This is a genomic window from Methylotenera versatilis 79 (genome assembly GCF_000384375.1).
Lineage (GTDB): Bacteria > Pseudomonadota > Gammaproteobacteria > Burkholderiales > Methylophilaceae > Methylotenera_A > Methylotenera_A versatilis_B.
Genome location: NZ_ARVX01000001.1, coordinates 563,746 through 589,855, shown reverse-complemented (window position 1 = coordinate 589,855; position 26,110 = coordinate 563,746). Strand labels below are relative to the sequence as shown.

The window sequence follows — 26,110 nt, the reverse complement described above, 5'->3', positions numbered from 1 at the left end:
TTACTAACTACTTAAGCCAAATATAAAATACTTGCGTTCTCTTTAATCCAATTAGTAGTTAAAGAATCTTCGGGTAAATTATCGAAAAAAAACTCATCCAAACCATCGATTTTTTTTCTAATATATAAAGATATATTTTGATAGTCTTCTAAATGGAGATCAGCGTAGAAAAAGTCATTACTCCAGTAAAGTCCTAAATTACCATTTTTGGAAATCATGGGAATTGGATTAGCTATTCCAGATGGCAACTTACCTAATAGATTTTTAGCTCTATTTAAGGCATCTACTGACGGCGCATAACTGTCATCACCATCCCATCCATCTGAAAGAAAATGATAGCTATCAATTTCATTGTTGATGGCTTCAAGATGATTATAATTAAAATGTGTGACTATCTGAGGTGCTATTAAAAAATCAGTAACAGGGGAAAAATCCTTCGTTATTGTATAACGCGTTTCTAATTCTGGCAGGATACCAGATGCCACCTCATTTTGATTTGAATGAAAATAGTCTGGCTTTCTAGTTGCAACTGGTAAGCAGGCTAAATAGCTAACAAAAAGCGCTGAAGTAATTGGCTCAAGCATTATTAACCTCTAATTTTATTTTTTTGCATAGCTCGTCAGAAAGCAATTCTGTCATTATAAGTTTATTTTCAGTATGTAAAGAATTTATAACTTGGTCAATTAGAGACATAATTTGATCATTAGTAGACCAAATGACATTCTTTAAAGTTGCTCTATGTGAAGTTGTTATTTGAATTGATAACACACCAGCGTCATTAATTAAATTAACATTTACGTTATCCAACCTGCTATTTGGAATAGGTTTATCTGACTCCACGATATAACCATGATGGGAATGCCACAAGCCATTAAGCAGTAAAACATTAGGAGTTAAGAATTTACTATTAGGTTTAAAAACCTCTTGTAATCTTAATTGCTTAGGATCATCTTTCCATACAAACACATCTGAATACTGCAAACCAATGTTGGCAATAGCAGCATTCTTTAATTGCTTAAGTATTATTGAAAAATACTTATTAACGTCTGCCCAGACATTATCCCATCTACTATATTCGTTTATTAATACTATTAAGCTCTGTTTTGACAGCGATATTGAGCGTGTAGGATTAGTAGAATACTGCGATCTTTTCTCATAAAGAAATCCTCCTAGTTCAACACTAGGCGAAATCTTATTTGGGGAGTTAGTATCCATAACAAAAGATATTTTTTGATGATGTTGCGGAAGCTGATTAGGGAAATCTTGCTTCAACTCAGATTCTATTGCTGAGTGAATAGATTGCAGTTCACTAGAGCTTAATTCAACCTGCCATTCAATGGCAAATGCTGCATTTTGAATTGCGTTATTGCCAGCAATTGGAAATAAATTTTCAATAGACATAACTCGAGATTATACATTAACCATATAGTTTTTAAATTAATCATGCATAACAGGAACAGATAATTCACATATTCTGAACCTTAAAATTCATTACATATTACAAGAAACACATTTGAATTGACAAATATCTGTAGTTTTAGAGGTAAATAATTGCGAAAAAATTTTCGAATTTTGTAGAAATAAATTTAATATTAATTATTGAATGTGACAATTTTATTTTACTTTGGCGATTATTCGAGAGCGAGGGCGAACCAATACAGTAAATAATGTAAGTCTATTTAAAATTGAAAATCCGCGTGTCGACAGTTCGATTCTGTCCCCGGCCACCAGTATTTAAAAAGGGTTTAACTTAACTGTTAAGCCCTTTTTTCTTAGTGTTATGAATAAGCTTCGATAATTCATAACACTAAGCCTAGCCGTAATTCAATTTAGGTTCACTCTTTACACTCTCGATGTGGGTGATCATGATTAACTTATTTAAGATACCTAATTCATATAGTAAAAAAGCCCGTTTTAATACGGGCTTTTTTGTACGGCTAATAATATCAAGTGTTTTTAAAATCTCATGCGTAAACCTGTACCCACTGTACTAACGTTGGCATAGTTAGTAGCGCTTGGGTATTTATCGCCAGTAAAATGGTTGGTGGTATATGCAAAATAGGTATCAAAACGTTTGTTAAATTTGTAATCTGTCACCATGGTCCAAGTATCTATATTGCCTTGTGAGTTGGTTGAAGTTGTCGGCCCATCAATCGCGTCAAACTTGGTATCGTAAAAGCCTATAGAGGATGTTAAGCCAGTAAGCGCTGGCATACGCTGAGAAAAATCAAAGTTAGCACCAATAAAATAAACATCATTATCTTGTTTGTAACCTGGTTTTAAAGCAGAGTTTGCCACGCCACCAAATAAAGTTTGGTCGAATATCGATGAGTATGTCAGTGAACTATCAGAGGAAGGTTTGAGTTGATAGTGTTCCCAGCCGCCAGAAATCTTTAAATCTTTGGTCGGCGTCCATTTGAGTGTAACGACAGTGGCATCGGTATTGTAAAGTGATGCTGAAATAGTGTCATTCGCCAAAGGATTTCCGATTCCAGCGGTAGCAACTTTAACGCTATCGGTGAATTTGTCATAAGCAAATTGAATTCCAAATAAGCTATTTTCGTAACCTAATTGTGCGGTTAGGCCATCACCATGTGCGCTGCCAGCAGCATTACCAAACTCATACATTAAGGCGTAATTCACTTTTGCATGTTCACCTGTATCAAAAGTGTTGGCATATTTAATGGAGTTTTTCATGCGTGCATTTTCAGAAATACCACCACCACCGCCAACTGTGCCACTTTCACCAAATGGTGAGAAAGTATCGGCTTTGTTATTCGGATCATAAGCTGCAAAAATTTCGAAGAACGGATTGTATTGCGTACCGTAGGTTAATCGACCTAGTTTGCCGCCATCGACGCCTGCCCATGCTTGGCGCGCAAAAAACTCTCCGTTTAAAGAAGAATCAGAGTTGAGGCTTGAATTTGCGTGTGTGCCAGAGTTGTCTGCAACGGTTTCTGCTGCATTATTAAGTTTAAAATCAATCGGGTTAAAGCCACCCTCAAACTGATAGACAAATTTAAATGATTCATCCATTACTTTAAATTGACCAACATCACCTTTTAAACCAAACCTTGAATCTTGTAGGCCGCCATTAATCCATTTGGTACGAGATTTAACTGCCGGATTAACTTTAGCGCCAGAGTAGGGATATAAATTATTAGGCAGCTCGTAATTGGCTGGCAGAGAGTGGTTAGCGTTAGCGAGGGCAATATCGATAATGCCGTAAAATTGAATATTGACTGGCTGATCACCTATATTAAAACCGTATTTGAATGGTGCGTCAGAATTTAGGAAGTCAAAACCTGGTTGGCTTGAAACGTTGTTCTGAGCAACTACAGGCTCATCTTTAGGCGTGTTTTGAGTAGTATTGTTGTTATTGGTAGATGTGTTGTCTGCGAATTTATTTAAATGCGCAGCATTGGCATGACTGATAGTAGAAAATAAAACTAGCGCTAACTGAATTTTAAAATTTGTAGGCATATAGAGTTTTTTAATTCTTCCTCGACGATTTGTGAATGATAGGATTGAAATTATTAAAAATAAATATGACATTAATATGACAAGACTATATAAAAGGACTATATATTGCATCGTTTTAAGTAGCGGCTAATACTTAACTAATTTTTTAGCGTGATAATTTTGTCACGTTACTGCCAGCATTTATAATAGATTCCGCATGACCGATTTAATCGGGAACTAAAAACCGATATGCTTGCCGATACAAGGCCTATTTATTTGGTCATTGTGCTTTAAGCATATTATTTTTAGCTACTTGAAAATAAGTACACGAAATAAAAACATGACAACGATAAGTTGTTACAAGATTCACTATTATTTGACTTTTTAAGTTATGAAACGTATTAAATTCTGTTTTTGTTCTATTTTTGCAATTATCGCAGTACCTGCATATGCTGATTTTACTGAAGGAACAGCTGCATTAAGTAGTGGTAATCCACATATTCCGGAGCCGTTATTGTTTGACCTTGTCAGGCCGTTGGGGGCAAAGAAAGGCGAGCTGGAAATCAATACACTTGCACAACAAAATATTCATGGCGGACCATTGGAATGGGCGCCAGAAATTGAATATGCCTTCGCTGATGGATTAGCTTTTGAATTGGAGTTACCTACCGAAAACTCCAAAATCACCGATTACAAGGTCGCGTTTCAAGGCACATTCTCTAACAGTTTGAATAACCCCAATATGATTCATGGTTGGCAAGTAATCGCGACAAAAAATCGAGAATCAGCCAAGTATTCATCAGATGTTTTATATATTAATGGCTACCGATTTATGGGTAAGTGGAGCACATTGAATATGGTTGGATTGAGAAAGCCCGAATTCGGCAAAAGCAGCAATGCAATCGGGTTGATAAACAATAATTTGTTTTACGATTTCTCGCCAAGATATACGGTTGGGCTAGAACTGAACCATGAAGTCGATACAAAAGGCGTGTGGAGATACAGTGTTACACCGCAAATGCATGTGGATTTAAATAGCAATATTACCGTACAAGCAGGCACAGGCGTTTCAAGATTAAACTTAGCTAAAAAGTCTGAAAAGTTATTTGCGTTAAGAATGATTTACGCTTTTTAAACTTAACCTATATTTTAGGTTAAGTTTAATGATGGAATCGCTTGCAATGTGCAATGTTTTTAAGCGTTTTAATGCTTAGTCTTCATGTGTACAATACAAAAATTATTGTGAAGTTCGCCCTATGAAAGTTACTATTTAAAAGTTACGATGAAAAATTATTCAGATATTGAAGCAGCAGATTTACTCAATTTAATTACCCAGCCCAAAGTGATGTTAGTGGATGTGCGCAATGACGACGAAGTCGCGCGCGGTATCATTCCTGGCGCAATTCATATTCAATTATCCATGTTGCCAGTGGAATATGAAAAATTAGTCAATGCAAATAGCGTTATATTTTACTGCCACAGCGGCGTGCGCTCTGCACATGCAGCGGATTTCGCCACCAGCAAAGGTTTAAAAAACGTACATAATTTGGTCGGCGGCGTGCTTGCTTGGGGCAGAGCTGGTTATGCTTTTGGCGCAAAAAAATAAACATTGTGAGCACTTAATTTTTTGGCTCATTTATTGTGTTAAGTTGCTGTTAAGTTAACGTCATAGTGTTATTAAGTTAAAAATCGGCTTATTGGGAATAGCTAGCTTATTCAGGAATAACTGTTCAGAACAGAATAGGAATAAAAAATGGAATTTGATAAAGAAATTGACGCGCGTAATTTGAATTGTCCCTTGCCGATTTTGCGTTGTAAAAAAGGCTTAAGCGAAATCGAAGCCACGCAAACACTAAAAGTGTTGGCGACTGACCCTGGTTCTGTGAAAGATTTCCAAGCGTTTTGCAAACAAACTGGCCACGAATTATTGCAGCAAGATGAAGTAGACGGTTTGTTTACGTTCTACATTAAAAAGCGTGTGGCTTAACTCAAAAGCAATGACTAAAAAACTCGCATTAATTGCTTCTAAAGGCACGCTCGATTGGGCATATCCACCTTTTATATTGGCTTCAACTGCGGCTGCATTAGATTACGAAGTGGAAATATTCTTCACTTTCTATGGCTTAACTTTGCTTAAAAAAGATATTAGCGATTTAAAAGTTTCACCACTTGGCAACCCAGCCATGCCGATGCCAGTTCCCATGCCGAATTTTGTGCAAATGTTACCCGGAATGGAGAGCATGGCGACGATGATGATGAAACAGAAGATTGCCGATAAAGGCGTGGCAAGTATTGAAGACTTACGCACCGCCTGTTTGGAAAGTGGCGTTAAATTCATTGCCTGCCAAATGACGGTAGATTTATTTGATTTTAAACCGAGCGATTTTATTGAAGGTATCGAGTTTGGCGGCGCTGCGACCTTCTTTGAATTTGCGGGCGAATCAGATGTAAATTTATTTATTTAGTTAAAAATAAATGAAATAAACAGCTCGATTTAGTTGCCATCGCTTTAACAAATATTACTTTTGTTGCTCAGCCAGCTCCCGCAAATACTCCGCAATATCCCACTCGCAACCTGCACAACCTGAAAGTGCGCCCGTTCTTCTAGAAATCGCTTCTTGGTCTGCGCCTTCATTAAATAAACGCTTGATATCCCGCCGCTTAGTGCCGCTACAAGAACACATCACATCGTCATCGTCATTGTAGGTTTTAATCGACATTGATGATTTTTGGTCAAAAATAATGGTTAAGTATTATTTTTCAAGCTTGGATAATTGAACATTCAGCTTTTCTAAACTCGCGCCAAACTCGGCCACTCGCGCTTTTTCTTGCTCAACTACGGCTGCTGGCGCGCGCGCGACAAAACTTTCGTTATTCAATTTTCCATTCGCTTTGCCAATTTCAGCAATCAAACGCGCGATTTCTTTACCTAAACGCTCTTTCTCTGCAGCAACATCAATTTCCACTTTTAACATCAGTTTAAAGTCATTCACTAACATCACCGGCGCATCTGCTTCTGGCAATTCCGCAACGATAGTCACTTCCTCCAATTTTGCTAAAGCTTTTAAATAGGGCGCATAAAGCGCTAATTTATCTGCTTCGCCAGATGCAATCAATGGCACGCGAGCTGCAGGTGAAATGCTCATTTCACCGCGCAAACTGCGGCAAGCATCTACGGCTTGTTTTAATAATGCCACCCACGCTTCTGCAGCTTCATCAATCTTAGCTGGCTGCGATTTTGGATACGCTTCAAGCATAATGCTTGGGCCGTTACGGCCAGACATTGGCCCAATCGTCTGCCAGATTTCTTCTGTGATAAACGGCATAATAGGATGTGCTAAACGTAAAATCGTTTCTAGCACTCGCAATAAGGTACGGCGCGTTGCGCGCTTTTCAGCATCATTACCAGTTTGAATTTGTACTTTTGCCAGTTCTAAATACCAGTCGCAATATTCATCCCACACAAATTCGTAAATAGCTTTTGCCGCCAAGTCAAAACGATAATCGGTAAACGCACGTTCAACATCGGCTTCCGTGCGTTGTAATCTGCTCACAATCCAGCGGTCAGCTTGGCTAAAACTTAAGTAACCATCAGGCTGCGTTTTGCAATCTTCCAAACCATTATCTTGCGGGCTGCCATCTTCATTTTGCGTATTCATCAACACAAAGCGTGTGGCATTCCACAATTTATTGCAGAAATTACGGTAGCCGTCGCAACGTTGTAAATCGAACTTAATATCGCGACCTGGGCTTGCTAATGCAGCAAATGTAAATCTAAGCGCATCCGTTCCATAAGCGGCGATACCTTCTGGAAACTCCTTACGCGTACGCTTTTCAATTTTTTCAGTATCTCTTGGGTTCATCAAGCCTGTCGTGCGTTTTTTAATCAGCGCGTCTAAATCAATACCGTCGATCAAATCAATCGGATCCAGCACATTGCCCTTAGATTTAGACATTTTTTGGCCTTCGGCATCTCGAATCAGGCCGTGTACATACACATGCTTAAACGGGATTTTTCCAGTGATGTGCTTGGTCATCATCACCATACGCGCCACCCAGAAAAAGATAATATCGAAACCTGTAACTAGCACGCTAGAAGGTAGATATTGTTGCAGCGCAAGATTGGCGTCATCCTTGGCTTTATCGCCGGTCCAATCTAGGGTTGAAAAAGGCCACAAGGCTGATGAGTACCAAGTATCCAATACATCATTATCGCGTTTGAGATTACCTGTATAACCTTTTGCTGTCGCTATTGCACGCGCTTCATTTTCATCATGCGCCACATAAAAACTGCCATCGTCACCATACCAAGCAGGAATCTGATGCCCCCACCAAAGCTGACGCGAAATGCACCAATCCTGAATATTGTTTAACCATTGGTTGTAAGTGTTTACCCAGTTTTCTGGATAGAATTTGATTTCACCAGATTCAACAACATCCAATGCTTTTTGCGTGATACTTTTGCCATCATCACTTGGTTTGCTCATTGCCACGAACCATTGGTCAGTCAGCATCGGTTCAATCACCACGCCAGTTCGGTCGCCACGCGGTACTTTGAGTTTGTGTTTTTCAGCTTTAACTAAAAACCCGCCGGATTCTAAATCACTCACGACCTGTTTACGCGCAGCAAAACGCTCTAAACCAATCAAGTTTTGCGGTAAATCAATGGGCTGTTTAGCTGAGCCGTTTGCACCCCAAACTTCTGCGCTAGGCGGCAAAAATCCTTTCAGATCCAGAATCACGATTTTATCTAAACCTTGACGTTGGCCAACCATATTGTCATTAAAATCATGCGCTGGCGTTACTTTTACGCAACCTGTACCAAATTCCATATCCACATAATCATCGGCAATAATCGGAATTTCTCGGTCGCAAAGCGGTAGCTTAACACTTTTTCCAACCCAATTTTTGTAGCGAGCATCTTCAGGATGCACCATCACTGCAACGTCACCCAGCATTGTTTCAGGGCGTGTTGTCGCTACCGTTAAATGGCCAGAACCATCTGCAAGTGGATAGTTGATATGCCACATAAAGCCATCTTCTTCTTCCTGCACTACTTCTAAATCTGAAACCGCTGTGCCGAGTTTTACATCCCAATTCACCAAGCGTTTACCGCGATAAATCAGGCCTTCGTTATATAAATCTACAAAAGTTTTGGTGACGGTTTTGCTTAAACCTTCATCCATCGTAAAACGCTCACGGCTCCAATCAGGCGAAGTGCCCAAGCGGCGCATTTGTTTGGTAATGCTGCCGCCAGAGTATTCTTTCCATTCCCACACTTTTTCCAAGAATTTCTCACGACCTAAATCGTGGCGCGAAACGCCTTGTGCATCCAGTTGGCGCTCCACCACAATTTGGGTTGCGATACCTGCATGGTCTGTACCAGGTTGCCACAGCGTGTTATCGCCACGCATACGGTGATAACGTGTCAGCGCATCCATCAGCGTTTGGTTAAAGCCATGGCCCATATGCAAAGTGCCAGTGACGTTGGGTGGCGGTAATAAAATACAGAAATTATCTTTGATAGCTGGATTTAAGCCAGCGCCGTAATAGCCTTTGCTCTCCCAAAACGCATACCAATGGCTTTCAATGGCTTTCGGGTCGAATGATTTGGCTAATTCTCGGGTTTGTGTGTTTGCAGTGTCCATAGCCGCTATTTTAACACGGCGGAATCGCTAATTTAGCAAACGAATATGAAGGAATTTAAAACGAATGAGTAGGATTTTTTGTGCTTAATTTGTCGTTATTTTAAATGCCACCAATACAAATAAAAAAGTGATGATATGCACCAAAGACCAATATTGATAACTATTGCGCAATTGTTGCGGTGATTGTGCGGATATTAAAAATAGCTGATTATTTGCGGGTTTGGATAAAGTGAAGTTGCCAGTATGCGCCGCCATCATTTGATTGGCCGTTGCTTGTCTGATCGCATCTTGGCGCGCCAATTCCCACTCGTCGGCGTCAATCTTGCCATCCCAATTGTGGTCGTAGCGATTGCGTAACTGGTCTGGACGACTTTTCCAATCGGCTAAAGTATTGCGCACTTCTAGATTCAGTGCGGCTTTATCCGTTAAATGCTTTAGTGTATTTAATTGCCCTAAAACATAGAGTTTTTTAGCTGCAGGTAAATATTGCTCTACGTAACGGTGCGCATTTTTGCGCCAAGTACGCGCTTCAAAATGGATGACTTCAGCATCTTTAGGATTGATTGTACAACTGGCTGTGCCGTCATTTAGCGTGAATGGTTGATTGCTTTCATGATAATTCAGCAGGCGATTGCCACAAATATCGGGCAAGCCTTTTTGGTCTTCTACATTGGCGTAAACCCATGCGCGATACCAAACACAAGGAATGCCGTGAAAAGGTGTTTTAAGTGAGTTTTCAGTAGATGCCGTACCATGCAGCTCGACATAACCTTGCGCGGCGGCGGCAATTGTGGAAATCGGTGCTTCGGAGATTTTAAGCAAACGCCAGTAATTGAAGATAGTGGCAAAACCACTGACTAATAAAGCAACCGCGCATAATAGTTGCCATGTTTCGTGATTGCTTGGACCAATATCTTTCGCATAAGCACCAATCGCCAAGCCGCCGATAATGCCAATCGCAATTAAATTGACGCGATTGGCTTTAAACTTTTGAAGCATTTTAAAGTGTTAACTAAACTATTAAATCTAGCTGTTAAATCGATTGCCCACGTGAATATCTTTTAATTCCTCTGGTGCAAATTGCAGCATTTCTTTGTGCTCAAAATTAAATACACGTGCCACAATCAAGTCAGGAAATTGCTCAATGCGCACGTTATTAATGTTCACAGAATCATTATAAAACTCGCGTCTATCGGCGATTTGATTCTCAAGCCCAGTAATGCGTTGCTGCAAATTAATAAAAGATTGATCGGCTTTTAAATCAGGATAGTTTTCTGCCACCGCATAAAGATCCACTAAGCTCGCAGTCAGTGACGATTCCGCACGATTTAAACCCGCCACATCTTGCGTTTGACGCACTGCATCTAAACCCATGCGCGCACGAATGACTTTTTCTAATGTGCTGGACTCATGCTGCATATAGGCTTTGCAGGTGTCGATTAATTTAGGCAATTCTTCATTGCGCTGTTTCAGCAACACGTCAATATTCGCCCAAGCTTTGGCGACATTATTGCGAATACTCACTAAGCTGTTGTAAGTCATGATGATGTAAAGCGCAGCCACGACCAATATAATCACTAACAAAAAATCCATTCAAACCTCCAAATTAGCATGATTGCCATGCGTTTCATGATTGCAATTTGTTTAAAACTGCTGATTAAAGCGTTCACCCAACAGTTCTGGGCCGACTTTTTCCCAATAACGCGAAAAGCGTTTGAGGCGTTTTTCGCTAATGGTCGCTTGGGTAAACTTAACTTCTGGCTCCCAAATTGGGTTAAAAGGCTCTAATAACGCTTTTATCTGCATATTCGGCGTTTGTTGGGTAATCACTTGGCCAACGCCACGGCTTTTTAATACTTTTCGCGTATCGCCCATCCACACTTCTACATCTTGTAATTCGTTTAAGCAATCCGCTAAAAATTGCAGACGTTTAAGCGGCCATCTACCATGTAGAAATTCATCAAACACAAAAATTTTTGGCATGGATTTATGCATTAATGGGTGTGCGGCAGAGAGCATTTCATCGTGTACGAATATCGCGACTGCTTGATGGCTAGAGATAGACTCTTTTAGCGGCATGCTAATTTTATGTTTTTTGGCGACCGCAGGCGTTTGGTGCGCAAATAATTTATCGCTAAGCGCTTCGTAACTATCATCAAATGGGCAGGTGATTTTACAGTTGGTACAATATTTCTCGCCTGTGTGGCGTGCCAAATTTTCTTTATTAAAATAGTAGGGTTTTGAGCTAAAAAGCGAGGCAACCCATTGCCAAGATAGATGATTAGAAGCTTTGTCGCCGTCTAATAAATTATTCTCAAACCAATCAGCCGCTTCGCGCCAATCGACTTTTAGCCAATGCACCACATAGGCGGCAAACCACATCCGCGCATGATTATGCACATAACCATCATGCATCAAATCGCGGATAAAGCCATCCATACAAGGCAAGCCAGTAATGCCTTGGCGAATGAAATCGGGCATCAATTTATCGCCCAGCGCGACTTTTGGATCTTCCATATCGCTAAAGATATCGTTGCCTTTATCGTGCCAAACTTGGCGCCAGTAATCGCGCCAAGCTAATTCGAACACGAACTTTTCAGCATGTGCACCAAAAAGGCTTTGTGCACCATCGCTGGCTTCTTTTAAGGTTAAACAGCCATGCCGAAAATAGGGGGAAAGTTTGGTGACATTGCCATTCAGAAAGTTGCGATTACGATTGTAAGCAATCGCATCCATGCTATTTAAACGCTTAAGCGCTTCATGTCGACCGCCACGCCAATCGTCACTTAAAAATGAACCGAGTGCTTGTGGGAAAATCCGCCTGATGTATTGTAGACGCTCAGCGCGGTCGCATGGAATGGTCAGTTTGGTCGCTTGTGCCATTAAAATAGCTCTTGTTGTAGATGCTTTAGTTTTGAGAGTGTACTCTTTTTTTGACGTTTTTTTGTGATTAATTCCTGCCCATTCTTGTGTCGTTCACTGCCCAGCATGCCTTTGCGCGATGCGTGCTTTTATCACCGCTTGTGTTTCTTCTAGCCAATATAGATAAGAAGCGGCACTCATTAACATGGCGCGCATATCATGCGTGCGCATAGTGCAGATTCTCAAATTCCATTTCGGGTTCTAATTCTAGTTTTTAAACTAAAAGTGATACCATTAATCACTTTAGTTAACACTGTTTAAAGGTGACAATATGATTGATGCAATGTGGATTTGGGGCGCAATTGGCTTATTGTTGCTGGCTGTAGAGATGGCGATCGGTACCGTTTATGTATTATGGTTTGGTATTTCTGCGCTGTGTGTTGCGATTGCCACTTGGGTATTTCCTACCATGCCGCCAGCCATACAATTTGCGATTTTTGCCGCGTTGTCGATTGGTTCTTTAGCGATTTGGAAGCTTTTTTACAAGAAAACGGAAACACATTCCAGAGTTGGCCAAGCGCAAGGTGAAGAGATTGGTCGCACTGGAACGGTAATTGAAAGTGTTAACGCTAATCAGAACGGCAAAATAAGTTTTGTACAAGGTTTGATGGGTAGCCGCGAATGGGTCGCTGTGGCAAATGAAACGATTGAAGTGGGCAGCCAAGCCAAAGTAATAGCCGTTGAGGGTAATGCTTTACGCATTATCAAGATTTGATTTCAATGCTGGATTTTAAGCTTTGCTTAAATTTTGGTTAGAAAAGTTTAGTTAATCGCATTACATTTTTAGGGAAAATATCATGACAGAAGTTAGTTTAATACTCATATTTTTAGTGGCGATAGCCATATTCAAAGGCGTGCGTATTGTGCCGCAAGGTGAAGAGTGGGTGGTAGAGCGCTTAGGTAAATTTGCCGGCGTGCTTTCACCGGGTTTACATGTGATTAACCCAATCTTTACTAAAGTAAGTTACAAAGTCACCACTAAAGATATTATTTTAGAAATCCCACAGCAAGAAGTGATTACAGCCGATAACGCGGTGATTTTGGCCAATGCGGTGGCGTTTATAAAAGTCAGTAATATCGAACGCGCTGTTTATGGCATTGAAAATTTCCGTGAAGCGATGCGTAATATGGTGCAAACGAATTTACGTTCAATTATTGGCGGCATGGAATTGAATCATGCGCTGACTTCGCGCGACCGTATTAAAACAGAGCTTAAATTAGCAATCGCTGATGAAGCACTGGATTGGGGATTAACGGTAAAATCCGTTGAAATTCAAGATATTAAGCCATCGACTAATATGCAAGATGCGATGGAAAGACAAGCAGCAGCAGAGCGTGAACGCGTTGCGGTGGTAACTGAAGCAGAAGGCGCAAAACAATCACTGATTTTAAACGCAGAAGCGCGATTAGAAGCGGCGCGTAAAGATGCAGAAGCACAAATGGTGGGGGCTAAAGCCTCTGCGGAATCGATTAAATTCATTACTGAGGCGGTAAAAGAAAACAACGCCTCAGCTATGTTCTTATTGGGCGATCGCTATATCACTTCACTACAAAAAATCTCAGCTTCCAACAACAGTAAAATCGTCATCATGCCAGGCGATTTAGTTGGTGCGGTTAAAAGTTTGATTGGCAGTAAATAGTATCAATTTGCATAGTTTTAAGTTACACAGTTTTAGACTCTGCTTTAATTTTTAAAAATTAAGCTTTGCAAGTGGCTAAGTCGTCACAAACTTAACTGCTTGCAATCCAATCGCCTGATTTCCCACCATGTTTTTCTAACAATCTTATGGCGTTAATCGTCATGCCGCGGTCTACCGCTTTGCACATGTCATAAATGGTGAGCAAACCGACACTGACTGCAGTCAATGCTTCCATCTCTACCCCAGTTTGACCTGTCGTTTCACAACTTACCGTGCAGTTAATGCTAGATTCAGGCGCATTTATGTCGAATGTTACCGATACTTTAGTCAGTGAAATCGGATGACAAAGCGGAATCAAATCGGCTGTTTTTTTGCTGGCTTGAATCGCTGCAATACGTGCGATGCCGAGTACATCGCCTTTTTTTGCATCGCCTTGCTGAATTAATTTAAGCGTGGTGGGCAACATGCTAATTGTGCCGGTGGCAATGCCGATGCGGCGCGTAGCGGCTTTGTCGCCAACATCCACCATATGCGCTTGGCCGCTGTGATCAAAGTGGGTAAGTGCTTGATTGGTATTCGCCATGTATTTACAATCCATTCAAAATTTGGCATGAACTTGCGCCATAAAGGCATTATCATAACAATAATGAAATTAAAGTTAACATTAATTAATGAGCAAATTAATCGGCAAAAAACCACCAGCGCAAAAATTGCCTTAGTGATTTTTACGCAGACGATTTTTATAACAGGTTTGTTTGTGACCAATACAACATTGGCAGACAACATCAAACAATCTGCGATTTCTGGCAAACCTTATGAAGATGGTGGGCTAAATACAAATATACCTAGCCGAGATTTAGATACTAATTTGCCAGATTTGGGCGATATTGCGCAAACGGTATTAACGCCACAAGATGAACAGCGCATTGCCGAACAGATTTTACGCCAAGTGGCTGTGAGCGATGATGTATTAGAAGATGCGGAAGTCACCGATTATCTACAGGCGGTTGGTCAAAGATTAGCCGCCAGTGGCCCAGATAAACGCCAGACGTTTAACTTTTTCGTCGTGCGCGATAATTCGATTAATGCATTCGCTATGCCAGGCGGCATTATTGGTGTTCACACGGGTTTGATTTTAGCGTCAAATAGCGAATCTGAAATGGCTGGTGTGTTGGGGCATGAGATCGGGCATGTGACGCAACGTCATTTGGCGCGGATGTTGGCTTCGCAAAAATACGATACCTTCAAAAATATTGCAGGAATTGCACTGGCTTTATTGGTTGCGCGAGCCAATCCAGAGCTCGCTAGCGGAGCATTAACCGCTTCAACTGCGGCAGGCGTGCAACGGCAATTAGATTACACGCGAGAACATGAACGTGAAGCGGACCGCGTTGGTTTAACCATATTAGACGCGGCGGGATACGATGTGCGTGCGATGCCAGCATTTTTTACCACTTTGCAACGTGGCACGCGCTTTGTAGAAGGCACGGCGCCTAGCTTTTTACGTTCGCATCCACTCACGGCGGAGCGCATTGCGGACGTATCAAACCGTGTCGAAACCATGCCTTACCGGCAAGTGCCAGATAGTTTGGATTTTCAACTGGTTAAGGCGAAATTGCGCGCTGGCAACGGCATGGCGCAATCGGCGATTGACCAATTTCAAGATAATTTGAAAGAGCGCAGATTTGCCAATGAAACAGCCGAGAATTATGGTTTGGCAGTGGCGATGTTGCGCAAAAATGATTTAGCCGGCGCAAGCAAACAAATGCAATGGTTAAAAACCAATGCGGCTAAGCATCCTTTTATTGAAAACTTGGCTGCGCGCATTGAAGTCGCGCGTAATAATCCGCAGGCGGCGGCTATTCAATACGCTAAAGCACTGACGTTATTCCCTAATCACCGCGCGCTGATTTATGGTTATGCCGAACATTATTTGGCCACGAATCAGCCAGATAAAGCACTTCAGTTGATTGCGGAAAAACAACCGCTGTTTCCAACGGATGCTTATTTTTATGACATGATGGCAAAAGCGTATGCGGCAAAAGGTAAAGATCTCTTGCGCTTTCAGGCGCAGGGCGAAGCTTATTATCGCAAATATAATTTAAGCAGAGCCGTTGAGCAGTTTGATTTCGCGGTCAAAGCCAAAGACGGTAATTTTTATGAGCATTCCATTGTAGATGCGCGTTTAAAAGAATTACGTCGTTTGCAGGCAAATGAAAAAACCGCACTGGAAAGGATGGGCTGATGCAACGTAGAGATTTTTTAAGTGTTTTTTTGGGTTTGGTAACATTGTTGATTACGCCCATAAATGCGCTAGCCGCCACTTGGAACAAGCGCGCATTTGAAGCAACAAAGTTCAGCAATGCTGCTAGTGATTTGGCGATTAGCAATGAGCTACCGAGTAATGATATCGATATTAACGCGCCAGATCGTGCAGAAAATGGCGCAATCGTACAATTGGAAATCAATAGCCGCATACCGAATACCGAATCGATTGCAATATTTGTAGAACATAATCCGACCACGTTGATTGGACATTTTACGTTTAGCAACGGTGCACTACCAAAATTGGTGACGCGTATTAAAATGGCAGAAACTTCTGATGTGAAAATAGTGGTTAAGGCGGGCGACCAATATTTTACTGCTTCCAAAAATGTGGTGGTGCTTGAAAACGGTTGCGGCTAAAAGGCGAAAATATGGACAATATAAAAATGCGCGCCAAGCTGGTTAACGACTTAACTGAGGTCAAATTGATCATTAATCATCCGATGGAAACTGGCCGCAAAAAAGACGATTCTGGAGAGTTGATTCCAGCCCATTTTATTCAATTGTTAACGGCTAAATTGAACGAAAAAATCGTGCTTGAAATGCAGTGGGGAACTGGCATCTCAAAAAATCCCTACCTGACTTTTTACCTAAAAGACGCGAAAATTGGCGACAAAATAATGGTTAACTGGACAGATAATCTGGGAAAAATAGGTGAAGGCGATGTGTTGGTGATGGCTGCATAATCAGAAATAATTAGTTCTGATTATCCAAATTAAACAAGGATTATGATTAAACAAGTTTTATGGAATTGCGGTCGTAAACAGATATACGCCAAATATCACCAAAAGTATCACGCCTTGTAAAACATTGGTGCGGCCAGTTGCCAGTGAAATGGCGTTTACAAACAAAGCCAACAACACTAAAACGGTCGATTTCATATCGATGCCTAAAAACAGCGTCCATCCTGTTGCCAGCGATAGAATCGCAACGGCAGGAATGGTTAGGCCGATACTGGCGAGTGCTGAGCCCAACGCTAAATTCAAACTGGTTTGAAACATGTTCTTACGCGCGGCGCGTACAGCGGCCAAGCCTTCTGGCAGTAAAACGATACTTGCGATAATCACGCCCACCAATTGATGCGGTGCATGAATCAACTTCACAAAATCTTCAATGGTTGGCGCAAGCGATTTTGCCAGCAATACAACAGCTACCAAGCAAATCAATAACATGCCTGCGCTAATGTAAGTGACTCGATTAGAATCTTTATTCTCGTCGGCAGAAATTGAATTTCCTTCAAAGTCGCTTTCTTCATCGTCGTTATTATCTTTTGCATCTAAAAAATAATTTCTGTGGCGAATGGCCTGCACAAATACAAACGTGCCGTATAAAACCAGCGAAACCAGTGCGATAAAAGCCAGTTGGCTTCCACTGTAAACAGGTCCGCGTGTGGTTAATGTGTAGTTGGGTAAAATTAGCGTTAACACCACAATCGCTGTCAAAGTGGATAGGGCAGCATTCGCGCCATGCAGTTTAAACACTTGCTCTTTGTATAACATGCCGCCGATTAATGAACAGATGCCGACAATACCAGTGATGATAATCATCACTGCTGCGAATACCGTATCGCGCGCCAATGCAGCGGTTTCGGGCCCGCCAGTTAACATTAACGATAAAATCAGCCCGACTTCGATAACAGTAATAGCCGTTGCCAATAATAAAGTTCCATACGGCTCACCCAGTTTATGTGCGATCGTTTCTGCGTGATGGACTGCCGCTAATACCGCGCCAATTAACGCAATGGCCATGACGATGGATTCGATATTGCCTAAATTTAACTGTAACTGAGTTAACCCTAATACGATTAAAGCGAGCACTGGGGCAACGATGGATGATGTTGAAATGGTTGAACCGTTACTCATATAGATGACCTTTTTTTACTACTCGTTTTGGTGCGATTTATAGTTTGTTGATGTCAAGAATGACTGCTTCTGCCACTTTAATGCCATCAACGCCAGCAGATAAAATGCCGCCTGCATAGCCAGCACCTTCGCCGCATGGGTACAAACCTTTGGTATTAATACTTTCAAGCGAGTCATCGTCGCGCTTGATACGGATTGGGCTGCTGGTGCGCGTTTCCACGCCCGTTAAAATGCCTTCAGCCATATCATAACCTTTTATCTGCTTAGCAAACGCAGGAATCGCCTCACGAATCGCATCAATCGCAAATTGAGGTAACGCAGATTCCAGATTAGTCAGATGAACGCCAGGCGTGTACGAAGGTGCAACTTCACCCAATTGTTGAGATGGTTTATTGGCTAAAAAGTCACCAATCAATTGGGCTGGTGCTGCGTAATTATTGCCACCCAGCACATAAGCATGACTTTCTAATTGACGCTGTAGTTCAATCCCTGCCAACGGATGCGCGGGAAAATCTACTTCAGGCGTGATGCCCACGACAATACCTGAATTGGCATTGCGTTCATTGCGGCTGTATTGGCTCATACCGTTTGTCGCCACGCGACCTTCTTCAGAAGTGGCTGCAACAACCGTGCCGCCTGGGCACATGCAAAAACTATAAACGCTACGACCATTGCTGGCGTGGTGCACCAATTTATATTCAGCCGCTCCTAGCTTGCTGATTAAATCTTCACTATAGCTGCTGCCATAACGTGCTTTGTCGATTAACGATTGCGGATGTTCAATACGAAAGCCGATGGAAAAAGGCTTGGCTTCCACAAAAATACCTTTTTTGTGCACCATTTCAAACGTATCACGCGCACTATGTCCAACCGCCAATACAACATGATTACTGGGAATCTGTTCGCCATTCGCCAGCATCACACCTTGAACAGCGTTATCTTTAATCTCAATATCATCTACGCGCGAATTAAAACGAATCTCACCGCCCAGCGCGATAATATTGTTGCGCATATTTTCGACCATACTCACTAAGCGAAACGTGCCGATGTGCGGATGGCTGATATACAGAATCTCTGCTGGTGCGCCAGCCGCCACAAACTCTTCCAGCACTTTGCGTCCATAATGTTTGGGGTCTTTAATCTGGCTCCACAATTTTCCATCCGAAAAAGTACCAGCGCCACCTTCACCAAACTGCACATTCGATTCTGGATGCAGTTTACTTTTGCGCCATAAATCCCAAGTATCTTTGGTTCTTTCTTTCACGGCTTTACCGCGTTCCAGCACAATCGGTTTGAATCCTGCTTGCGCTAAAATCAATGCGGCAAAAATCCCCGCAGGGCCAAAGCCAATCACAATCGGTCGCGATTTTAAATGCGTCGGTGCGCTGGCAACCGCTTTATAGTCTGTATCAGGCGTTAACTTAACATGCGGATCTTTAGCGAATTTTGCCAATACTTTTGCTTCATTTTCAATCACCACATCCAGCGAATAAACCAGCAATATCGCATGCGACTTGCGTGCATCTGTGCCGCGCTTAAAAATGCTAAAACTGGTTAAATCACTCGCGCTAATCCCCAATTTTTTAATCGCCGCCACGCGAAGTTCTGCCTCTGTATGGCCTTCTTCAGCAGATGTGGCGATGGGTAATTTGATTTCGGTGATTCTTAACATGGGTTTAATCTTATCGGTATTAGTCGTTTAAATGGATATTTAAACCGTTGAATATAAATCTCAACCAGTAAATTGAAGCTTACATGTTCAAGCTTATAAAGCCAGACTTACAAATTCAAGACTTACAAATCCAGATTGAGTTGCAATAATTTGCGCAACATTGGCACTGTAATCGGTTTTTGCATGGTCAGCGACCATTCGTCCAGCGCATCTAAAGTCGCCATTAGCGTTGGTAAATCGCGGCGCAGATAACGCAGGCAATAATCCACCACTTCATCGGGCAATTTCATGCCGCGCTCAAAAGCGTGCTGTTTAAGTGCAGTGGCTTTTTCAATATCATTTAGTGGATGTAACTGATACACCAAACCCCAAGCCAATCGCGTTGCTAGGTCGTCGCGCAAACCCATTTGTGTGGGCGCATGCAAACCTGCGGTAATCATAAATTCGTCCGCTTCTTTGCGTTGATTATATTGGTTAAATAAATCAATTTGCGCTGCGTTATCCAGTAAATGCACGTTATCGGCTACGTTCGCACCGATTGCTTTGCATGCTTGTAATAAATGACTTTTACCTGAACCAGACTCGCCCCACAAATAAATAAATCGTGGTGAATTACCGCTAATCGAAAGGGTTAAGCTCGCCAGCGCTTCCGCATTACGCCCCACCACAAAGTTTTGCAATGTGGGTGGCGCGGCAGGTTTAATGTCGAGTAGCAGTTGTTTCATGCAGCTTTTGCTTGAAAAAATAGAGGTGAAAAATGGGTTAACTTAAGGTGGTTTAAGCTTGCTTGATTATTTAAGATAAGTATCGCTATCTAGATAACTATCTTTGGTGCGGCGTAAACCCACTGCAATCATCGCGCTCACAGGTAAAGCCAGCAATACACCTGCAAAGCCGAATAATTGCCCACCCGCTAACAACGCAAAAATCACCACAACAGGATGCAAGCCGATGCGGTCGCCTACCAATTTTGGTGTAATAAAATTGCTTTCTATCAATTGACCAAGACCAAATACCAACAAGACGGGGATTAATTGACCGAAACTACTAAAATGTAATGCGCCAACCAATAAAGCCAAGCCTAAACCGATTGCTGGGCCTAAATACGGGATAAAACCTAATAAACCTGCGATGATGCCGATAGGCAACGCCATTTCTAAGCCGGTTAACCATAATCCAAGCGCATAAAACACGCTCATGATAATCATCACCGTAAATTGGCCGCGTAAAAATTCAGCTAACATCTGGTCGATCTCTTGGGCGATTTCAGTGGTTTTGCCAACAATATGACGTGGAATCAAGTTGCCGATACCTGCAATCATCTCATCCCAATCTCGCAATAAATAAAATAAAACCACAGGCAACAATAGAATATTTGCGACAACGCCGACCAGTGCCATGCTATTGGTACCAGCCGTTTTTAATACGTCACCTAAGACACCGCCGGCTGTTTTCCAGTTTTTGGTGATGACATCTTGAATTTGCGTGCTATCAATCGCCAAACTGATACCAAAGTGTTTTTGCAGCCATGGTTCGGCTATGGTGCGAACGCTTGTAATAAAATTCGGCAGGCGCTCAATAATGAGTTGCGACTCTTTTTGCAATAAGGGAATAATAATTAAAAGCAGTAATGTAATAACACCTACAAGTCCCATCATGACTAATACGGTGGCGGTTGTGCGGCCAAATTGATATTTTTTGTAGCCTAATATGCTCAGCCTATCAACCAAAGGGTCGCACATATAAGCCAAAATCGCGGCGGTTAAAAATGGTGTCAACACAGGCGCCAGAAAATACAATAACAGTAGAAAAACTGCACTTAAAATCAACCAACGATTATCTGACACAATGTTTGAGTCAGATAATGGTTTGCGACTGTTTTTTGGTTGATTAGGCATGGTTAAATTAATTGTGAGTTAAAATGCGAGTTAGTTAAATGTGTATTTAAGTTAAAATTATACTTAAGTTAAATAGTGATATTGCAATTAATTGAATCGAGAACAGTTTTGAACACCACGAACCCAGAAAAAACCGCTACAAACCCAAGCACAAATTCCATTAGCTACCGCGATGCTGGCGTTGATATGGAAGCAGGCGACGCCTTGGTTGAGCAAATTAAACCGTACGCAAAGCGTACTATGCGCCCAGAAGTATTAGCAGGAATCGGCGGATTTGGCTCTTTGTTTGAAATGCCTAAAAAGTTTAAAAATCCGGTGCTGGTTTCTGGCACAGATGGCGTGGGCACGAAATTAAAGCTGGCTTTTGAGCTGAATAAACATGACACGGTTGGTATCGATTTAGTCGCTATGAGTGTGAACGATATTTTGGTACAAGGTGCAGAACCGCTATTTTTCTTAGATTATTTTGCCTGCGGTAAGTTAGAAGTTGGCACTGCCGCACAAGTAATCAAAGGCATTGCTGAAGGTTGTGAGCAGTCTGGCTGTGCGCTAGTGGGCGGCGAAACAGCGGAAATGCCAGGCATGTACCCAGCAGGCGAATATGATTTAGCGGGTTTTGCAGTCGGCTGTGTGGATAAAGAAAAAATCATTAACGGATTAAGTATTGCCGCTGGTGATGTGGTGCTGGGCTTGGCTTCAAGCGGTGCCCATTCCAATGGATATTCTTTGATTCGCAAATTGATTGCGAACTCAGGCATCGATTTCGAATCCGATTTTCATGGTAAAAAATTCAAAGACGTAGTGATGGCACCGACTAGAATTTATGTGAAATCACTGCTTAAGTTGATTGAAACCTTACCTACAAAAGGTATGGCACATATTACAGGCGGCGGTATTACAGAAAATATTCCGCGTGTATTACCTGCTGGCTTAACCGCAGAAATCAATGCAAAAAGTTGGGATTTGCCGCCTTTGTTTAAATGGCTGCAAGCGCAAGGCAATATTACGCACAGCGAAATGTACAGAACCTTTAACTGCGGTATTGGCATGGTGGTCATTATGTCTAAAACAGATGCTGCTGCTGCTAAAAAATTGTTAGAAGATGCAGGTGAAACCGTGTATGAAATTGGGTCGATTCGCGCACAAAATAACGGTGAAGCGCCGACTATTGTTGTTTAGCCACACGATATGTTGGACAACGCATAGTGATGTGGTGCGTTGAGTAGCTTCATTCACAACTTGGAAAAATAATATGTTTAAGCAAAATCAATGGATTATTTTTTTCTGCTTAGCGCTTTACGGTGCTATCGCACAAGCGGCACCTAAAAGTATTCAGCTGGAATATGACTTAAAGCGCGACGGCAAATTATTTGCCAAAGTGGTCGAAAACTATAGTCAAGTTGGCGACCAATATAAAATCGAATCAGTGACAAAAGGCGTTGGCGTTTATGCGTTGTTGGGTGAACGCAAATTATCAAGCAACGGCAGCGTGACAAAAGATGGTTTAAAACCAAAACATTTTGAATCGCATCAAGGGGATAACAATAAAAAATCCTTAATTAACGATTTTGATTGGGCAAAAAATATGCTCAACATGCAGGTGAAAGGTGAAGTGAGAACGCAAGCTTTAGAAAAGGGCACACAAGATTTATTGAGCTATGCCTACCAATTTATGTTTGCGCAGCCAACTAAAGCGCGTGTTGGCCAAAATAGCATCAATGTGACATTAACAACGGGTAAAAAGCTAAAGCAATATCAATATAAAATTATTGCGCGCGGCTTAAAGTTAAACGCGGCAGGCACAGATTTTAAAACTTTGAATATTGCCAATACGCCAGTGGCTGGGGATGATAAAAAAGAGCTTTGGCTAGCTGAAGATAAATATTATTTGCCTGTGCAATATAACTTGATCGATGAAGACGGTGCCAATTTTGAGCAAATATTAACCAAAATACATGTGGAATAATGTTGTAGATATTGTAAAAAACCAGAGCACTAAAAGACTAGCGCTGGCAATCGTTGTTTCTGTGGTTTTGCATGCGTTTTTAGTTGGTGGTCTTAATGTGCATATACCCAGTCTAAAAAAAGAAATGCATGTTATTGAGGCGAGATTACAAATGCCTAAAGTGCTTATTCAACAAGAGGCAACTAAAGAAGTTGTAGTAAATGCACTACCGAAGCCCATTGTTCCTTTGCCGCAAGAGCAGACGCCAAAGCCGGTGCCAGAGGCGATTGAAGAGCCAGTATCTGATATAAAACCGCAAAAAACGGATGTGGCGCCTGAAGTTTTAAGCTCAGTAGCGCTAGAGCCGGTGATAAGCCCAGTGCCAGTTGAAGAAGCACTGCAAGCTGAAAATAGCCAATCAGTACAATCAGAACAGCAAGCTGAATCGCAACCAGTTGATGCTGGTTTGGTGACAAACGAAAACGCGTATCAATACGTGGAAACAGATTTTGATGTAAGAACTAAAATAGATGGTGCAGCTGAAGGCTCGGCTAAGATTACTTATAATCTAATCGATAATCAGCAATATGCGCTTAAAAGCGTGATTAAGCCGCGAGGCTTCGCGGCACTAATTATTTCTGATTTGTTGCAAACTAGCGATGGCATACTTACTAAGAATGGTTTGCAGCCTAATACTTACTTGTACCGATATGGTGACAAAACGGATAAAACTTATTCAGCAAAATTTGATTGGGCTAGTAAAATGGTGAGCTTAATCACCGCTAAAGGCACAAAAACCGCAGAAATTGCGGATGGAACGCAAGATTTACTCAGTTTTATGTATCAATTTATGTATGTGGCGCCGTTAGAACGTATGCAAATTAGTATCGCTACTGGCAAAAAACTCGCCAACTATGACTATAGTTTTGATGGCGAAGAGAGTATTAGTATTCCGATGGGCGAAATTAAAACGCTGCATATTTTTCATGCGGGTGACGATAGCGATGAAAAAACTGAGTTATGGCTAGCACTTGATTACCAATATGTGCCGGTAAAAATTCGCAAAACTGAAAAAAATGGCAAGATATATGAGCTGGTCGCCACACGTATTAATACTGCGCGCCCAGTTGTACTAAACTAGTATTCATATTTGTAATATAGCCACACCAATCTTAACCAATATTTGTTTAATTAAGCTAAACCATGACACCAAATCTACTGCGCCAAGCAGCTATGTTACTCACTAATCTGTTGGATTTTAACAGTCCAGCCGATGCCAAATTAGGCGAGTTTTTTCGTAATAATCGCGACCTAGGCACTAAAGATCGCGCTTTTGTGGCGGAAAGTGTTTATGGCGTTTTGCGTCGACTGCGCTATTTAAGTGCGGTGACGGCGAATGACGAAAATGATCCAGATGATGGCCGTAAACTGATTTTAGCGTGGTTATTGCGTGTGCAAGGTAAAAGTATTCGCGAGCTGGAATTTATTTTAAACGAGCAACAAACCGAGTGGGCGCATGCGATTAAGGCAAAATCTACTCAAGATTTGCCATTAGCCGTGCAAGCGGACGTGCGTGATTGGCTGTGGAATAAGCTGGTGGTGCAATATGGCGAAACGGAAGCGTTAACCATTTGCCGTAGTATGTTTGATCAAGCGGCGTTAGATTTGCGTGTGAACACCATTAAAGGCAACCGCGAAGAAGTGTTGGCGCGCATGCTGTCCGAAAATACCATTAAAGATAACACCATTGAAATTACGCCGTACTCACCCACTGGCATCCGCATGGGCGCACGGTTGAATATTAGCCGACACGTATTATTTGAAGCTGGAAAAATTGAAGTACAAGACGAAGGTAGTCAATTATTGGCATATTTAGTCGCGCCAAAACGCGGCCAAATGGTGGCCGATTTTTGTGCTGGCGCAGGCGGAAAAACGCTGGCGATTGGCGCATTAATGAAAAATACAGGCAGATTATATGCCTTTGATATTTCTGAAAAACGCTTACTTAATTTAGGTAAACGATTGAAACGTTCTGGCTTGTCTAATTTGCATGCGCAAGTTATTTCTAGCGAAACTGACCCAAAATTGAAACGCTTAAACGGTAAATTTGACCGTGTTTTGGTCGATGCGCCTTGTAGCGGTTTTGGCACTTTGCGCCGTAATCCTGATTTAAAATGGCGTTTTGAAGAATCTGATATTGCAGAGCTTAATATTAAGCAAACCAATATTTTAGCGCGCGCAGCCAAGTTAACAAAAGTGGGCGGACGCCTGATTTATGCCACTTGCAGCTTGTTAAGTGATGAAAATGAAGCAATCGCAGAAGCGTTTTTAGCCGCAAATGCAGATTTCAAATTAATTCCTGCAAATGAAGTGTTAAGTCATCAGCAAATTAAACTGGATACTGGGCATTATTTAAAATTATTGCCGCATTTACATGGTACCGATGGTTTTTTTGCCGCGGTGTTCGAGAAAATCAATCCAACGGATGATTCAGTCAAAATCTCAGAAGAAATCGTGCAAGAAGCGGCTGAACTGATTGAAAGTATTAAAGCCGCCGTTTCGGATGAGGCAGAAGCTGAGATTACACCCGAAGCAGAACCCGCGCCTAAGAAAAAAGTGGTGGCGAAAAAGTCCGCAACTACAAAAAAGACCGCAACTAAAAGTGCAAAAACTACCGAGCCCAAAACGACAAAAACTGCCAAACCAACTCTAGATTCAAAAGCAGATAAAGTGTAA

General features: G+C 41.7%; 26 protein-coding genes. 13 read left to right on the top strand and 13 right to left on the bottom strand.

Annotation, left to right across the window (positions count from 1 at the left end; all coding sequences use genetic code 11):
* Positions 1–11: 11 nt before the first annotated feature.
* From METVE_RS0103055 to METVE_RS0103045, 3 genes are all read right to left on the bottom strand, one after another.
* Positions 12–584, bottom strand: a complete 573-nt coding sequence (locus METVE_RS0103055; protein WP_020166980.1) for a hypothetical protein — start codon at positions 582–584, stop codon at positions 12–14.
* Entirely contained in the window at positions 577–1,401 is an 825-nt protein-coding gene (locus METVE_RS0103050; RefSeq protein WP_020166979.1) for a TIGR04255 family protein, read from the bottom strand. Before METVE_RS0103050 ends, METVE_RS0103055 begins: the two co-directional genes overlap by 8 nt.
* Before the next feature lie 555 nt (positions 1,402–1,956).
* Complete coding sequence (locus METVE_RS0103045) at positions 1,957–3,483, bottom strand: porin (protein ID WP_020166978.1); 1,527 nt, start codon at positions 3,481–3,483, stop codon at positions 1,957–1,959.
* A gap of 370 nt (positions 3,484–3,853) precedes the next feature.
* Between METVE_RS0103045 and METVE_RS0103040 the strand changes: the two genes are divergently transcribed.
* The 4 genes from METVE_RS0103040 (at position 3,854) to dsrE2 (ending at position 5,927) form a co-directional block, all read left to right on the top strand.
* A complete protein-coding gene (locus METVE_RS0103040; protein ID WP_020166977.1) occupies positions 3,854–4,597 on the top strand; it encodes a hypothetical protein in 744 nt (247 codons plus the stop codon).
* Between the two features lie 147 nt (positions 4,598–4,744).
* On the top strand, positions 4,745–5,068 hold the full coding sequence (locus METVE_RS0103035) for a rhodanese-like domain-containing protein (protein WP_020166976.1): 324 nt from the start codon (positions 4,745–4,747) through the stop codon (positions 5,066–5,068).
* Between the two features lie 147 nt (positions 5,069–5,215).
* Complete coding sequence (locus METVE_RS0103030) at positions 5,216–5,449, top strand: sulfurtransferase TusA family protein (RefSeq protein ID WP_020166975.1); 234 nt, start codon at positions 5,216–5,218, stop codon at positions 5,447–5,449.
* A gap of 10 nt (positions 5,450–5,459) precedes the next feature.
* Positions 5,460–5,927, top strand: coding sequence for a sulfur carrier protein DsrE2 (gene dsrE2, locus METVE_RS0103025; RefSeq protein ID WP_020166974.1), 468 nt, complete (start codon positions 5,460–5,462; stop codon positions 5,925–5,927).
* Positions 5,928–5,981: 54 nt separating this feature from the next.
* Here the strand turns inward: dsrE2 and METVE_RS0103020 are convergent, their stop codons facing one another.
* The 5 genes from METVE_RS0103020 to METVE_RS0103000 form a co-directional block, all read right to left on the bottom strand.
* Positions 5,982–6,182, bottom strand: coding sequence for a (2Fe-2S)-binding protein (locus METVE_RS0103020; RefSeq protein WP_020166973.1), 201 nt, complete (start codon positions 6,180–6,182; stop codon positions 5,982–5,984).
* Between the two features lie 33 nt (positions 6,183–6,215).
* A complete protein-coding gene (locus METVE_RS0103015) occupies positions 6,216–9,110 on the bottom strand; it encodes a valine--tRNA ligase (protein WP_020166972.1) in 2,895 nt (964 codons plus the stop codon).
* An 84-nt stretch (positions 9,111–9,194) separates the two neighbouring features.
* A complete protein-coding gene (locus METVE_RS0103010; RefSeq protein ID WP_020166971.1) occupies positions 9,195–10,109 on the bottom strand; it encodes a hypothetical protein in 915 nt (304 codons plus the stop codon).
* A gap of 27 nt (positions 10,110–10,136) precedes the next feature.
* A complete protein-coding gene (locus METVE_RS0103005) occupies positions 10,137–10,703 on the bottom strand; it encodes a LemA family protein (protein ID WP_020166970.1) in 567 nt (188 codons plus the stop codon).
* Positions 10,704–10,754: 51 nt separating this feature from the next.
* Positions 10,755–11,993: an FAD-binding domain-containing protein gene (locus tag METVE_RS0103000; RefSeq protein ID WP_020166969.1), complete on the bottom strand. Its 1,239-nt coding sequence runs from the start codon at positions 11,991–11,993 to the stop codon at positions 10,755–10,757.
* A gap of 310 nt (positions 11,994–12,303) precedes the next feature.
* Between METVE_RS0103000 and METVE_RS0102990 the strand changes: the two genes are divergently transcribed.
* Entirely contained in the window at positions 12,304–12,747 is a 444-nt protein-coding gene (locus tag METVE_RS0102990; protein ID WP_020166967.1) for an NfeD family protein, read from the top strand.
* 82 nt (positions 12,748–12,829) lie between these two features.
* A complete protein-coding gene (locus tag METVE_RS0102985) occupies positions 12,830–13,672 on the top strand; it encodes an SPFH domain-containing protein (protein WP_020166966.1) in 843 nt (280 codons plus the stop codon).
* A gap of 91 nt (positions 13,673–13,763) precedes the next feature.
* Here the strand turns inward: METVE_RS0102985 and moaC are convergent, their stop codons facing one another.
* A complete protein-coding gene (gene moaC / locus METVE_RS0102980; protein ID WP_020166965.1) occupies positions 13,764–14,255 on the bottom strand; it encodes a cyclic pyranopterin monophosphate synthase MoaC in 492 nt (163 codons plus the stop codon).
* A 27-nt stretch (positions 14,256–14,282) separates the two neighbouring features.
* On the opposite strand from moaC, the gene METVE_RS0102975 reads away from it, so the two are divergent.
* From METVE_RS0102975 to soxZ, 3 genes are read left to right on the top strand one after another with little or no spacing between them, the layout of a single operon-like run.
* Positions 14,283–15,917 carry a beta-barrel assembly-enhancing protease gene (locus METVE_RS0102975; RefSeq protein ID WP_020166964.1) on the top strand — a complete coding sequence of 545 codons (1,635 nt, stop codon included), beginning with the start codon at positions 14,283–14,285 and terminating at the stop codon, positions 15,915–15,917.
* The gene (locus METVE_RS0102970; protein ID WP_020166963.1) at positions 15,917–16,357 is read left to right on the top strand and encodes a thiosulfate oxidation carrier protein SoxY; all 441 of its coding nucleotides are present in this window, start codon (positions 15,917–15,919) and stop codon (positions 16,355–16,357) included. Before METVE_RS0102975 ends, METVE_RS0102970 begins: the two co-directional genes overlap by 1 nt.
* An 11-nt stretch (positions 16,358–16,368) precedes the next feature.
* Positions 16,369–16,683, top strand: a complete 315-nt coding sequence (gene soxZ, locus METVE_RS0102965; protein ID WP_026361983.1) for a thiosulfate oxidation carrier complex protein SoxZ — start codon at positions 16,369–16,371, stop codon at positions 16,681–16,683.
* 57 nt (positions 16,684–16,740) lie between these two features.
* Here soxZ and METVE_RS0102960 read toward each other — a convergent pair whose 3' ends face one another.
* From METVE_RS0102960 to METVE_RS0102945, 4 genes are all read right to left on the bottom strand, one after another.
* Positions 16,741–17,859 carry a calcium:proton antiporter gene (locus METVE_RS0102960; RefSeq protein WP_020166961.1) on the bottom strand — a complete coding sequence of 373 codons (1,119 nt, stop codon included), beginning with the start codon at positions 17,857–17,859 and terminating at the stop codon, positions 16,741–16,743.
* A gap of 37 nt (positions 17,860–17,896) precedes the next feature.
* On the bottom strand, positions 17,897–19,531 hold the full coding sequence (locus tag METVE_RS0102955) for an NAD(P)/FAD-dependent oxidoreductase (RefSeq protein WP_020166960.1): 1,635 nt from the start codon (positions 19,529–19,531) through the stop codon (positions 17,897–17,899).
* A 122-nt stretch (positions 19,532–19,653) separates the two neighbouring features.
* Positions 19,654–20,256, bottom strand: a complete 603-nt coding sequence (locus METVE_RS0102950) for an HdaA/DnaA family protein (RefSeq protein ID WP_020166959.1) — start codon at positions 20,254–20,256, stop codon at positions 19,654–19,656.
* 66 nt (positions 20,257–20,322) lie between these two features.
* Positions 20,323–21,429: an AI-2E family transporter gene (locus tag METVE_RS0102945; protein WP_020166958.1), complete on the bottom strand. Its 1,107-nt coding sequence runs from the start codon at positions 21,427–21,429 to the stop codon at positions 20,323–20,325.
* A gap of 108 nt (positions 21,430–21,537) precedes the next feature.
* Here METVE_RS0102945 and purM point away from each other — a divergent pair, with 108 nt between their 5' ends.
* From purM to METVE_RS0102925, 4 genes are all read left to right on the top strand, one after another.
* Entirely contained in the window at positions 21,538–22,608 is a 1,071-nt protein-coding gene (purM, locus tag METVE_RS0102940) for a phosphoribosylformylglycinamidine cyclo-ligase (RefSeq protein WP_255349063.1), read from the top strand.
* Between the two features lie 73 nt (positions 22,609–22,681).
* A complete protein-coding gene (locus METVE_RS0102935; RefSeq protein WP_020166956.1) occupies positions 22,682–23,395 on the top strand; it encodes a DUF3108 domain-containing protein in 714 nt (237 codons plus the stop codon).
* Entirely contained in the window at positions 23,385–24,515 is a 1,131-nt protein-coding gene (locus METVE_RS0102930; RefSeq protein WP_020166955.1) for a DUF3108 domain-containing protein, read from the top strand. Before METVE_RS0102935 ends, METVE_RS0102930 begins: the two co-directional genes overlap by 11 nt.
* Before the next feature lie 62 nt (positions 24,516–24,577).
* A complete protein-coding gene (locus METVE_RS0102925) occupies positions 24,578–26,110 on the top strand; it encodes an RsmB/NOP family class I SAM-dependent RNA methyltransferase (protein ID WP_020166954.1) in 1,533 nt (510 codons plus the stop codon).

What these genes read in the sequence shown, in the direction of transcription:
- METVE_RS0103005 (WP_020166970.1), bottom strand. Translation starts at nt 10,703, where the DNA reads ATGGATTTTTTGTTAGTGATTATATTGGTCGTGGCTGCGCTTTACATC.
- METVE_RS0103050 (WP_020166979.1), bottom strand. Translation starts at nt 1,401, where the DNA reads ATGTCTATTGAAAATTTATTTCCAATTGCTGGCAATAACGCAATTCAA.
- METVE_RS0102990 (WP_020166967.1), top strand. Translation starts at nt 12,304, where the DNA reads ATGATTGATGCAATGTGGATTTGGGGCGCAATTGGCTTATTGTTGCTG.
- METVE_RS0102970 (WP_020166963.1), top strand. Translation starts at nt 15,917, where the DNA reads ATGCAACGTAGAGATTTTTTAAGTGTTTTTTTGGGTTTGGTAACATTG.
- METVE_RS0103045 (WP_020166978.1), bottom strand. Translation starts at nt 3,483, where the DNA reads ATGCCTACAAATTTTAAAATTCAGTTAGCGCTAGTTTTATTTTCTACT.
- soxZ (WP_026361983.1), top strand. Translation starts at nt 16,369, where the DNA reads ATGGACAATATAAAAATGCGCGCCAAGCTGGTTAACGACTTAACTGAG.
- METVE_RS0103040 (WP_020166977.1), top strand. Translation starts at nt 3,854, where the DNA reads ATGAAACGTATTAAATTCTGTTTTTGTTCTATTTTTGCAATTATCGCA.
- METVE_RS0103020 (WP_020166973.1), bottom strand. Translation starts at nt 6,182, where the DNA reads ATGTCGATTAAAACCTACAATGACGATGACGATGTGATGTGTTCTTGT.
- METVE_RS0102925 (WP_020166954.1), top strand. Translation starts at nt 24,578, where the DNA reads ATGACACCAAATCTACTGCGCCAAGCAGCTATGTTACTCACTAATCTG.
- METVE_RS0103010 (WP_020166971.1), bottom strand. Translation starts at nt 10,109, where the DNA reads ATGCTTCAAAAGTTTAAAGCCAATCGCGTCAATTTAATTGCGATTGGC.
- METVE_RS0102985 (WP_020166966.1), top strand. Translation starts at nt 12,830, where the DNA reads ATGACAGAAGTTAGTTTAATACTCATATTTTTAGTGGCGATAGCCATA.
- METVE_RS0102960 (WP_020166961.1), bottom strand. Translation starts at nt 17,859, where the DNA reads ATGAGTAACGGTTCAACCATTTCAACATCATCCATCGTTGCCCCAGTG.
- METVE_RS0103055 (WP_020166980.1), bottom strand. Translation starts at nt 584, where the DNA reads ATGCTTGAGCCAATTACTTCAGCGCTTTTTGTTAGCTATTTAGCCTGC.
- METVE_RS0102975 (WP_020166964.1), top strand. Translation starts at nt 14,283, where the DNA reads ATGAACTTGCGCCATAAAGGCATTATCATAACAATAATGAAATTAAAG.
- METVE_RS0102955 (WP_020166960.1), bottom strand. Translation starts at nt 19,531, where the DNA reads ATGTTAAGAATCACCGAAATCAAATTACCCATCGCCACATCTGCTGAA.
- METVE_RS0102945 (WP_020166958.1), bottom strand. Translation starts at nt 21,429, where the DNA reads ATGCCTAATCAACCAAAAAACAGTCGCAAACCATTATCTGACTCAAAC.
- METVE_RS0103000 (WP_020166969.1), bottom strand. Translation starts at nt 11,993, where the DNA reads ATGGCACAAGCGACCAAACTGACCATTCCATGCGACCGCGCTGAGCGT.
- METVE_RS0102930 (WP_020166955.1), top strand. Translation starts at nt 23,385, where the DNA reads ATGTGGAATAATGTTGTAGATATTGTAAAAAACCAGAGCACTAAAAGA.
- METVE_RS0103035 (WP_020166976.1), top strand. Translation starts at nt 4,745, where the DNA reads ATGAAAAATTATTCAGATATTGAAGCAGCAGATTTACTCAATTTAATT.
- METVE_RS0102935 (WP_020166956.1), top strand. Translation starts at nt 22,682, where the DNA reads ATGTTTAAGCAAAATCAATGGATTATTTTTTTCTGCTTAGCGCTTTAC.
- moaC (WP_020166965.1), bottom strand. Translation starts at nt 14,255, where the DNA reads ATGGCGAATACCAATCAAGCACTTACCCACTTTGATCACAGCGGCCAA.
- METVE_RS0103030 (WP_020166975.1), top strand. Translation starts at nt 5,216, where the DNA reads ATGGAATTTGATAAAGAAATTGACGCGCGTAATTTGAATTGTCCCTTG.
- METVE_RS0102950 (WP_020166959.1), bottom strand. Translation starts at nt 20,256, where the DNA reads ATGAAACAACTGCTACTCGACATTAAACCTGCCGCGCCACCCACATTG.
- dsrE2 (WP_020166974.1), top strand. Translation starts at nt 5,460, where the DNA reads ATGACTAAAAAACTCGCATTAATTGCTTCTAAAGGCACGCTCGATTGG.
- METVE_RS0103015 (WP_020166972.1), bottom strand. Translation starts at nt 9,110, where the DNA reads ATGGACACTGCAAACACACAAACCCGAGAATTAGCCAAATCATTCGAC.